Genomic DNA, 10,585 nt, shown 5'->3' on the forward strand with positions numbered 1-10,585 from the left:
CACCTTGCGGAGGGACCCTCCAACGCAAAAGAACAGCATGAAACCTTGATGTCTTCAGCACTTGATATGCCTCTATTTTGGGACGGCAGCGCATGGTCGCCGGGAACACCAAAAGAGACAGGAGGATGCCATGTGCGGTCAGAAGGTGCTTGCCTCGTTCGTAGTTCTCTCCATCCTTTCCCTCACCAGCCCACAAGGACCCACATGCTGGGCCAAAGATACCGTGAGGCACCAGGTTAACGTAAATGGCCTCGCCGTGGGGGGAGCCGGCGACGGTGCCGTCCCCGCGGCGCTGCAGGCACGCTCGGAGCGGGGTGCGCGGTTGTGGGTGCTGCAGTTCAGGGGCCCGATTACCGAACAGCAGCGGGGAACCGTGGAACGGTTGGGGGTGCATCTGGATGATTACCTGCCGGAATTCGCCTTCCTGGCCGGCATGGATGACGCGACCAGAAAGAAGGTGCTGGCACTTTCCTTTATCGAGGGGGTCACCCGCTTCCATCCCGGCCACAAGATGAATGGCAAGTTGCGCGAGATGGCGCTGCAGACCGCGCCGGGCGAGCCGGTGACCCTGCAGTTGAAGCTCGATAACCCGGCGTCGCTGACGGCGGTCCTGTCGGAACTGCGGCGGCAGGGAGTGGCGCTGCTGGACGTGGGACGCGACACGGTCAGGGTGCGGGCGGAGGCGCGGGTCATTGCTGAGATCGCCGCGCTGGAACAGGTCCTCTGGGTGGGCGAGCACTTCGAGATGGAACTCTTCAACGACAACGCCCGCTGGGTCATCCAGAGCAACGTCCCCGGCCGCCTCTCCATCTGGGACAGGGGGATCTACGGCGAAGGGGAGACCGTCGGGGTAGGGGACTCGGGGCTGGACTACGACACCCCCTGGATCCGCGATCCGGCCGGCACCGCGATCGGGGCGGCGCACCGCAAGCTGGTGGGCTACGACACTACCTACGGCGACGACTACGACAGCGCCTATCCCGGGCATGGCACCCACGTCTGCGGAACGCTGGCCGGGGACCGCACCCCGGTGGACGGGCTGGACAGCGCCAACGGCATGGCCCCCAAGGCGAAGCTCTTCCTGCAGGACCTCACCCCGGGGGCGAGCAGTTATGTCTATCCCCCCGACGATCTCGGCCTGCTCTTCGGCCGTGCCTACCAGGCAGGTGCGCGTCTGCACAGCAACAGCTGGGGGAACAGCGACCGGAACTACAGCCTGTTCACCCAAAGCGCCGACCGGTTCCTGTGGGAGCACAAGGAGTTCCTGGTGCTGGTGGCCAACGGCAACTCCGGCTCCGCACTCTCCACGGTGGGGAGTCCCGCCAACGCCAAGAACGTGATCAGCGTGGGGGCGAGCTACAACGGCAGCACAGCCCAGAACCTGGCCTCCTTCAGCAGCAGGGGACCTACGGCCGACGGCCGCATCAAACCGACCCTGACCGCGCCGGGGGTGAACCTGGTATCTGCCGATTCCGACGGGGTCAAGGACAGCTTCAACAGCGGCACCGTGGCCATGAGCGGGACATCCATGGCGACCCCGACCGTAGCCGGTGCGGCCGCCCTGGTGCGCCAGTACTTCACCCTCGGCTATTACCCCCTGGGCACCCCCACCCCTGCCAACGCCTTCTTCCCCTCGGGCGCCCTGGTGAAAGCGGTGCTGATCAACAGCGCGCAGGATATGACCGGTTCCGGGACCGAGGGGGCGATCCCCTCCCCGGGACAGGGGTGGGGACGGATCCAACTGGACCGGGTGCTCCCCTTTTCGGTCGAGGCCGGCAAGCTGGCGGTGGTCAACAACGAGACAGGACTCGCGACCGGAGGGACGTGGGACGCAGAATTCCCGGTGGCAGGAGGAGAGCCCTTCAAGGTCACCCTGGCGTGGACTGATTACCCCGGCGCGATCGGGGCGGCGAAAGCTCTGGTCAACGACCTGGACCTCACGGTGACGGCACCGGACGGTACGCGATTGGCGGGCAACGCCTTCGCTGCGGGCGAGTCGGTGCCGGGTGGCGCGGCCGACCGGCTGAACGTGGAGGAACAGGTGCTGGTCAAGGCTCCGCTGGCGGGGATGTACCGGGTCACCGTGTCCGGCTACAACGTGCCGCTTGGACCGCAGCCGTTCGCCCTGGTCGTCACCGGAGTCGTCGGCGCAAGCCAGCGCGGTACGGTGAGCCTCGACCGCAAGAGCTACCGTACCGGGTCGACGATGCAGGTCCGGTTGGTCGACACGGGACTGGACCGCGACCACCTGGCCGTGGAGCAGGTCTCGATCAGGGTGACCAGTTCCGGTGAACCTGCCGGTGAAATGGTGTCCCTGCGGGAAACCGCCCCCGACAGCGCAATCTTTACCGGTCAGCTTAGTCTGGCAGCGCCGCCCGTGTTGTCGGGCGATGGGGTGCTGCAGGTAAACGGCAGCGACACCGTTACCGTCAGCTACCTGGACGCCGATGACGGGTCGGGAAGGGGGGGCGTTGTGACGGCGAGCGCGGTGGTGGAAAACGTGCCGCCGGTCTGCTCCGGGCTCGGCGTCAGCGCGAAAACGGACACCACCGCCACCGTGGTGTGGCGTACCGATGAACCGTCAGGGACGCTGCTCGGGTACGGGACGACGCCGGCCCTGGGCGCCAGCGTCACCGACAAAAGGCTGCTCACGCAGCACGAGATGACACTTGCCGCGCTCCGGGAGGCGAGCGGCTATTACGTTACCGTCACCGCGACCGACGAGGCGGGCAACTCCTCCACCTGCAGCACCAGCTTCGCTACCCTGAGCCTGCCACCGTCGCTGCTGGCCACCGCCTCCACCGGAAGCACCACCTACCGTACCACCACGGTCATCTCGGGGACCAGCACCGACCCCTCCGGGGTGGCGTCGGTAACCGTCAATGGCGTTGCCGCGAGTTACCGGTCCAGCGACGGCTATTTCGAGGTGGAGCTGCCGCTCGCGCTGGGAGACAACCTCTTTCGCGTTCTTGCCAGCGACACACTCGGTAACACCAAAAACCAGGATCTCACCGTGACCCGGTTGGCCAAAGGGGACCTGACGGTGCAGTCGGTAGCTGGGCCGCCCACGGCAGTCCAGGGGGGGAGCATCACGGTTACCGACACCGTCTGCAACAACGGACCGGGTGCCACGACCTCTTTCCAGGTGGCATTCGTGCTCTCCGCCGATGCTGCCTATTCCGCAGACGATCGCTTTGTCGGCAGCCGCAGCCTTACTGCACCTCTGGCCGCGGGAAGCTGTGTCAGCGCCAGCACCCAGGTTTCCATCCCTGCTTCCCTGCCTGGCGGCACCTTCCACCTGGTTGCCTGCGCCGACTACAGCAACCAGGTAGAAGAAGAGGATGAAACCAACAACTGCCGGGTCGGTACTGCCCTCGTGGTTCCCGCGCTGCCATTGCCTGCTCCGGGCGGCATCAGCGTACCGGCCAGCAACAGCACCGGGAAATTCACGGTCTCCTGGGGGGGGTGCGGCGTGACCGGGGTGACGTACGTCCTGGAGTACAGCCGCGATGGTGGGGAGTGGAGCCAGATTTACAGCGGCACCAGCACCAACAGCTACACGAGCGTGACGCAAAACGGCAGCTATGCCTTCAGGGTCAAGGCCGTCAAGAGCGGCTATGAGGACAGCCCGTATGTGGTATCCGGCACTCCCTGCACCGTGGTCCTGACCTGCGGCGCCCCGGCCTCCATGACGGTTCCGGCCAGCAACAGCACCGGGAGGTTCCAGGTCTACTGGGGGACCAGCAACATCTCGGGCGTGGTTTATGTGCTGGAAGTGCGCCGCGACGACGGCAACTGGACCGAGACAAGCCGCGGCACCAGCACCTACGCCTACCCGACCGTGACCCAAAACGGCAGTTACGCCTTCAGGGTAAAGGCGGTGAAGGACGGGTATGCCGACAGCCCCTACACCGTAAGCGCCAACACCTGCACGGTGGTGTTACTCTGCGGCGCCCCGGCCTCCATAGCCGTTCCGGCCAGCAACAGCACCGGCAGAGTGCAGCTTACCTGGGGGGGGAGCAACGTCTCCGGTGTGACCTACGTCCTGGAATATCGGCGCGACGACGGCGACTGGACCGAGTTCAGTCGCGGTACCAGCACCTACGCCTACCCGACACTGACACAAAACGGCAGCTATGGCTTCCGGGTCAAGGCAGTGAAGAGCGGCTACGTGGACAGTCCCTACACCGTGGGTGCTAACCCCTGCCTTGTCTTTCTCGCCTGTGGCGCCCCGTCATCGTTGGCAGTCCCCGCCTCCAACAGTACCGGCAAATTCCAGGTCTATTGGGGAAGCAGCAATATCTCCGGCGTGACCTACGTGCTGGAATACCGCCGCGACGGCGGGGATTGGAGTGAGATGAGCCGCGGTACCAGCACCTACGCTTACCCGACCGTGGCCGACAACGGCAGCTACAGCTTCAGGGTCAAGGCGGTCCGGACCGGCTACGCCGACAGCCCCTACACCGGGGCAGCCAACCCCTGCCTGGTCTTCCTGGCCTGCGCCGCCCCATCCACCATCACCGTCCCCGCCTCCAACAGCACCGGGAAGATCCAGATCAACTGGGGAACCAGCAACGTGGCTGGTGTTACCTACGTCCTCGAGCATCAGCGTGACGGCGGCGGTTGGACCGAAGTCAGCCGCGGTACCAGCACCTACGCCTACCCAAGCGTGACGCTGAACGGCAGCTACGTCTTCCGGGTCAAGGCCGTGAAGAATGGCTATGCCGATAGCCCTTACGCGACAGCCACCCCCTGCACGGTCTTCCTGGCCTGTGCCGCCCCCGCGTCCATAACCGTGCCGGCAACCAACAGCACCGGCAGGTTCCAGATCGCCTGGGGCAACAGCAACGTCTCCGGCGTGACGTATGTGGTAGAGTACAGCCGCGATGGCGGAGCCTGGCTGCCCGCCTACAGTGGGACAGGCAACTACGTCTACTTCAGCACAGCCACCAGCGGCAGTTACAGCTTCCGGGTGAAGGCGACCAAAACCGGCTATGCGGAAAGCGGCTACCTCACGTCTCCTGCCCCGTGCGTCGTGACGCTCTAAGGGGAGGCGGCGGCAAAACAGAACGCCGCGGGCAGGGGAGCCCGCGGCGCTTCATTGACTTGGCAACATGTACTGGTAGTGTTTCCGGGTTGAGCCCACCCGGGTGGGCTCCGCACGTGGGGGGAGCGATGCGGCAGCCGGAATCCGACCAGGCAATGGCCTCTGTGGTGAGCCGCAACATTGCGGCTCTCCTGGAGCGGCGCCAAGCCGAGGAGCGCAGCAAGGGAGCGCAGGAGCGGCTGGCCGACGCCATCACCTCCTTCACCGGCAGCATGCCCTTCGTCTATATCCACCTGGTCCTCTTCGGTGCCTGGATCCTCATCAACGTCGGCTGGCTTACCACCCTGCCCCGCTTCGATCCCACCCTGGTGATCCTCGCCATGGTCGCCTCCGTGGAGGCGATTTTTCTCTCCACCTTCGTCCTCATCAGCCAGAACCGCATGCAGGCGTCGGCCGACCGGCGCGCCGAGCTGAACCTGCACATCGACCTGCTGGCGGAGCACGAGGTGACCAGGATCATTACCCTTTTGACCGCCATCGGAGAGAAGCTGGGCGTGGAGGAGTCCAGGAACCCGGAGCTCGAGGAACTGACCAAGGATGTGCAGCCCGAGAAGGTGCTGGACACCATGGACCAGGTCGAGCAGGAGAAGAAGGAGGAGTAGCTCAGGCGACGCAGACGGCGTCGATTCCCTCTATGAAGCCCGCCTGCCGGGTGCTCTCCCGCACCACGGCACGCGCCCCCCGGGCTCCCACCGTCATCAAAAGCTTGGTGCCGGTGGGATGCAGATCCCCTGTCGCCAGCACCGGCGCGCCGTGCAACTGCCTCCCGATCTTCTTCGGGTCGACGTCGAGCCAGGCCTCGACCCCGATCCCCACCTCGTGCAATATCCGGTACCAGGCGCGCCCCTCGAGTCCCGCTCCCGCCAGAATCACGCTCCCTTCCCCCTTGAGAAAGCCCTGCAGCAGGTGGTGCAGCTTGCAAAGGCGCATCGCCTGCGCCGCGTAGGCGGGGTTGGTGCGGGTGGTCCGCTCCGGGCGCTCGCGCCAGAAGAAGAGCGTTTCGAGAAGGCGGGCGAAGCGGGTCCCGGCCGCCGCCAGGCGCAGCCAGAGGTCGTAGTCCTCGGCCCACCCCATGTCACGATAGCCTCCCACCTGCAGCACCAACTCTTTCCTGTACATGACGCTGGGGTGCACGAAAGGCGATTCCACGAAGATATCGGCGAGGATGGCTTCGTGGCTCAAAAGCGAGTTCTGCCACTGCTGGTAGCCCAACATGCCGCTGCCGATGCGGCGCCGGGGGAAGTGCTGGAAGTTGGTCGCCAGGAGCCCCACCTCGGGGTGAGCGGCAAGGAACGCGACCTGCGCCTGCAGTCGGTCCGGGTGGGCGACGTCGTCGCCGTCCATGCGTGCCACCAGCTCCGACCGGCACTCGGCAAGGCCCAGGTTCAAGGCAGGCACCAGCCCCTGGCCACCCGTCGCCAGCACCCGGACCCGCGCGTCGGCCGCTGCGGCCCGCGCCAGGATATCCGACGTGCGGTCGGTGGAGCCGTCGTCAACGACTACCAGTTCCCAGTCCCGGAAACTTTGCGCCGACAGCGAGGCGAGCGCCGCCGGCAGGTGCTTTTCTTCGTTTCGGACCGGCATCAGTATGGAGAGGGGCGGGATGGTGGACACTATACTCATATTTCAGATCCTTCCATTTGATGTTACCCGGGCACCTTACCAGCAGTTGACACCTACTGACAAAAATAAAATTGCCAATTGATGACCAGGGGGAAGCGGGGCGTCTACCAACAAGCAAATCCCCCCTGTCCCCCCTTCGCAAAAGGGGGGAACGCGGGTTCACCTGTAGCGCTTTGAGAAAACCGATACTCAGTGATCCCCCTAACTCTGAGTTACAAAAACTCGTCAGGCACACCACAGTACTGGTTCAGTAATTGTGGATTGTAATGGTTACAGTTGCCGTTTATGATAACTGTACCCTTTTGAAATGAGCACAACTGTGACTGTGGCCAGTGACGGTTATACGGTACAGTTGGCCTGTAACTTTCAAGAGTTGGCAGCTTCTGACGACGACAGCCCTTCCGCGCGGCACGCACGGCAGGCAAGGACGGGTGGAGGTGGTATGGCCTTGGAAATGGTGAGAGAGTGCAGGCCGCTGTACGAGCGGGTCGGAAGCGAGATCGTCTCGCTCATCGACGGTGGAACATTCCGCGTGGGGGAGCGACTCCCCTCGATACGGCAGCTTAGTTCCAAGCTCAACGTGAGCATCAACACGGTCATGCAGGCCTATGCAGTGCTCGAAGACCGCCGGGTGATCCAGGCGCGCCCGCAATCGGGCTACTACGTCTGCCCCAAGGTTCCCGAGATCACGGCGCAGCCACTGGCGAAAAACCCGCGCCTGCAGCCGACTGCAGTGACCTTCAGCGATCTCTGCGAGTTGGTGATCCGCAACCTGATGAAGCCGGAACTCCTCCCCTTGGCGAGCGCGGTGCCGAACCCGCAGCACTTCCCGATGGACAAGCTGAACCGGATAACGGCCGCAGAAATGAGGCGCTTCGGCGCCCAGAGCATCTCCTACATGATGCCGCCCGGCAGCGAACGGCTGCGCACCCAGATCGCCAAGCGCTCCCTGCTCCACGGGGTCAGCGTCCGTCCAGACCAGGTCCTGGTGACTTCGGGTTGCGTGGAGGCGGTGCAGCTCGCCCTGCGGGCCACCTGCAAGGCCGGCGACACCATCGCGGTCGAATCCCCTTTCTACTTCAACTTCCTGCAACTGATCGCCGAGATGGGGCTGAAGGCCCTGGAGATCCCGTCCACGCCGCGCGAAGGCATCAGCATCGAGGCCCTAAGCTACGCCATCGAGAACAACAAGATCAGCGCCTGCCTGGTGATCCCCAACTTCAGCAATCCCCTGGGGGCCGTGATGCCCGACGAGCGCAAGCGTGAGCTGGTCCAGCTCCTGGCGCAGCACGAGATCCCGCTTATCGAGGATGACATCTACGGGGACCTCACTTTTGCGCAGCAGCGCCCCGTCGCGGCCAAGTCGTTCGACCGCAAGGGGCTGGTGATCTACTGTTCGTCGTTTTCCAAAACCCTTGCTCCCGGTTACCGCGTCGGCTGGGCCATCGGCGGCAGGTTCCAGGCGGAGATGGAGCGGCTCAAGATGATGAACAACCTGGCGACCGCCTCGCCGACGCAACTGGGCATAGCCGAATTCCTGGCCACCGGAGGCTATGACCACCACCTGCGGGCGATCCGGAGGCTGTACGCCAAGTACGCGTCGCAGATGACCGACGCGGTGGTGCGCCACTTTCCTGAGGGGACGCGGATGACCCGCCCTGCCGGGGGGTTCATGCTTTGGATTGAAATGCCGGAGCAGGTGGACTCGGTGCAATTGTTCCACCGCGCCCTGGAGCGGGGTATCAGCATCACCCCGGGTGCCATCTTCTCCCTGTCGGGCAAGTACCGGAACTTCATCAGACTATCGACCGCTTTCTGGGATGAAAAAGCCGAGCGCGGCATCGAAACCCTTGGGAATCTGGTCAAGGAGATGTTGTAGATCTTTGATCTGCCGACGTAACGGTGCCGTTCAGGAATTGAAAGTCCCAGGTATGGTAGAGGAAAGGGGTGTAACTGGATGAGCGTTATGAGGATGTCAGGTGGATGAGGGAGCAGCAGCGGCATTTTCCGTAGCGCGCCGGAAGATAGAGTATATTGATGGTGAGGCACTTCTTGCACTCCCAGAAGGTATAGCCGCTTACCTCGTGCCCCGCCTGTTCGGTGAAGAACCATTGGTAATACGCATCCCAATCGTACTCGGGCTTCTGGTTTGCCTTTTCGATCAGTCGTTCCAGTAGCATGGCGGGCCGCTCCTTGAAGAATGATGACGTAAACATACAACCAAAAAGATCAATAGCAACTGTGATATTTTCTAACACCTAACGTTATTCGTTGTCCATCTTGAATACATAACGTGCAGCAGGAACATGAGGTTGCCGTGAAGTTCATGAATGGAGCAGATATTTCCGGATGGACTTCGCATTTTGAAGAGCGGTAAAATGAGTCATCAGTAGATATCGTCCTAAAGGAGGCGCTATCATGGCAGAAAGGATGAAGAGACAGATGACAGGCCTGATGATGCTGGTTGGCGGCGGGGTGCTCGGTGCTGGTCTGGGGCTTCTCTTTGCTCCCTGCGCAGGCGAGAAGAGCCGCAAGAAAATGATGCGCATGGGGAAGTCGATCAGCAATAAGAGCGACCGGATGATGCGCGATCTGAGTGACCGGATGGATGAACTGGCCGACAGTATGACCAGCATGAGCGGGAAGGCCGGTAAGTTCATGCACCTGCGTTAAAGAGAGAGGTTGTTCCCCCTTCTGCAGCTAACCTAAAGAATTTGGCCCGCGGTTGTACCAGCCGCGGGCCTTTCTTTGCCTTAACCGAGCCGGATCAGGGCGGCCCCGGCCACGATGAGGGCGGCCGAGATGAGGCGCATCCTGCCGAAGGACTCCCGCAGGAAAAAGATCCCGATCAGAACCCCGACCATGATGCTGACCTGGCGCACCGGGACGGCGTAGCCGACCCGGGCCATGTTGAGGCCGTAGCGGAAACTGAGAAAGGAGAGCATGACGGTAGGGCCGCTCCACAGGATCAGACGCCAGTTGGTGCGCCATTCCTCGGCAATGAGGTCGCGGTACTTGGGGCGGCACAGGTTGAGCGTCATCAGGCACAACATGGCGATGACCAGGAAGTAGGTGAAGAAGACGGGCGGGTAATCCCTGACACCGGTCTTCTCGGCGATGGAGCCGATGGAATAGATGAAGCCGGCCAGGAGGGCGGCGCGAACGGCGCTGCTTTTGAGATCGCGGAAGGGGCGGGCGACCTCGGCCAGCGACACCCTTTGCATCTGGACGCAAAACGTGCCGAAGATGACCAGGAGTATGCCGCAGACCCCGACCAGGGAAAGCCGCTCCCCCAGCAGCAGGACACCCCAGATCGGGACATACACCATAGAGGTCTGGGAAAGCGGGTAGATGATGGAGAGGTCACCGTCGCGATAGGCGCGGCCGTTGAGCAGGTGATAGAGGACAAAACTGACTGAGCCGATGGAGATCATGGCCAGGGTGTGTGGGCCGGGCCAGTGGAACGGTTCGTTCACGATGGCGATGATGGCGGTGAAGGGGAACATCGAGGCGATGAACATCCACCATATGAATACCGTCTTGTGCCGGCTCTGTTTAACCAGGGTGTTCCAGGTGGCGTGCATGACGGCGGAAAAGATGATGAGGGCGAAGGCTAGGTTGGACATGGCCGGAGTATAACCGAGGCGGGTTGAGAAAGTGAATCTTTTCGGCTTTCTTTTTATGTTAGAGAATTTTATTCATTAAATCGTTGACGCTCAGGATGTGCTTTGCTATAAAGCTGGACTCCGCAGCAACGACGTTCTTTGCAACCGAATACATGAGCCGGCAGGAAGAAGGGCCACAGTAGCACCTTGAGGTGCTATGACAGTCCTTCGGGCACGATCACTGGATCAG

Annotated in this window: 7 protein-coding genes; 4 read left to right on the forward strand and 3 right to left on the reverse strand. The window is 62.7% G+C overall.

What is annotated here, in order from left to right; translation table 11 throughout:
* Positions 1 to 130 precede the first annotated feature (130 nt).
* The gene (locus JFN91_RS21260) at positions 131 to 5,047 is read left to right on the forward strand and encodes a S8 family serine peptidase (RefSeq protein WP_199391149.1); all 4,917 of its coding nucleotides are present in this window, start codon (positions 131 to 133) and stop codon (positions 5,045 to 5,047) included.
* 128 nt (positions 5,048 to 5,175) lie between these two features.
* Positions 5,176 to 5,709: a DUF1003 domain-containing protein gene (locus tag JFN91_RS21265; RefSeq protein ID WP_199391150.1), complete on the forward strand. Its 534-nt coding sequence runs from the start codon at positions 5,176 to 5,178 to the stop codon at positions 5,707 to 5,709.
* 1 nt (position 5,710) lies between these two features.
* Here JFN91_RS21265 and JFN91_RS21270 read toward each other — a convergent pair whose 3' ends face one another.
* Positions 5,711 to 6,730, reverse strand: a complete 1,020-nt coding sequence (locus JFN91_RS21270) for a glycosyltransferase (protein ID WP_199391151.1) — start codon at positions 6,728 to 6,730, stop codon at positions 5,711 to 5,713.
* 442 nt (positions 6,731 to 7,172) lie between these two features.
* Here JFN91_RS21270 and JFN91_RS21275 point away from each other — a divergent pair, with 442 nt between their 5' ends.
* Positions 7,173 to 8,609, forward strand: a complete 1,437-nt coding sequence (locus tag JFN91_RS21275) for an aminotransferase-like domain-containing protein (RefSeq protein ID WP_199391152.1) — start codon at positions 7,173 to 7,175, stop codon at positions 8,607 to 8,609.
* 85 nt (positions 8,610 to 8,694) lie between these two features.
* Here JFN91_RS21275 and JFN91_RS21280 read toward each other — a convergent pair whose 3' ends face one another.
* Positions 8,695 to 8,910 (reverse strand): hypothetical protein, encoded by a 216-nt coding sequence (locus tag JFN91_RS21280; RefSeq protein WP_199391153.1) that lies wholly within the window; start codon positions 8,908 to 8,910, stop codon positions 8,695 to 8,697.
* Between the two features lie 238 nt (positions 8,911 to 9,148).
* Between JFN91_RS21280 and JFN91_RS21285 the strand changes: the two genes are divergently transcribed.
* On the forward strand, positions 9,149 to 9,403 hold the full coding sequence (locus tag JFN91_RS21285; RefSeq protein ID WP_236015300.1) for a YtxH domain-containing protein: 255 nt from the start codon (positions 9,149 to 9,151) through the stop codon (positions 9,401 to 9,403).
* A gap of 80 nt (positions 9,404 to 9,483) precedes the next feature.
* On the opposite strand, the gene JFN91_RS21290 is transcribed toward JFN91_RS21285, so the two are convergent.
* Entirely contained in the window at positions 9,484 to 10,356 is an 873-nt protein-coding gene (locus tag JFN91_RS21290; RefSeq protein WP_199391154.1) for an EamA family transporter, read from the reverse strand.
* Positions 10,357 to 10,585 lie beyond the last annotated feature (229 nt).

It is taken from the genome of Geomonas anaerohicana (assembly GCF_016458305.1).
Lineage (GTDB): Bacteria > Desulfobacterota > Desulfuromonadia > Geobacterales > Geobacteraceae > Geomonas > Geomonas anaerohicana.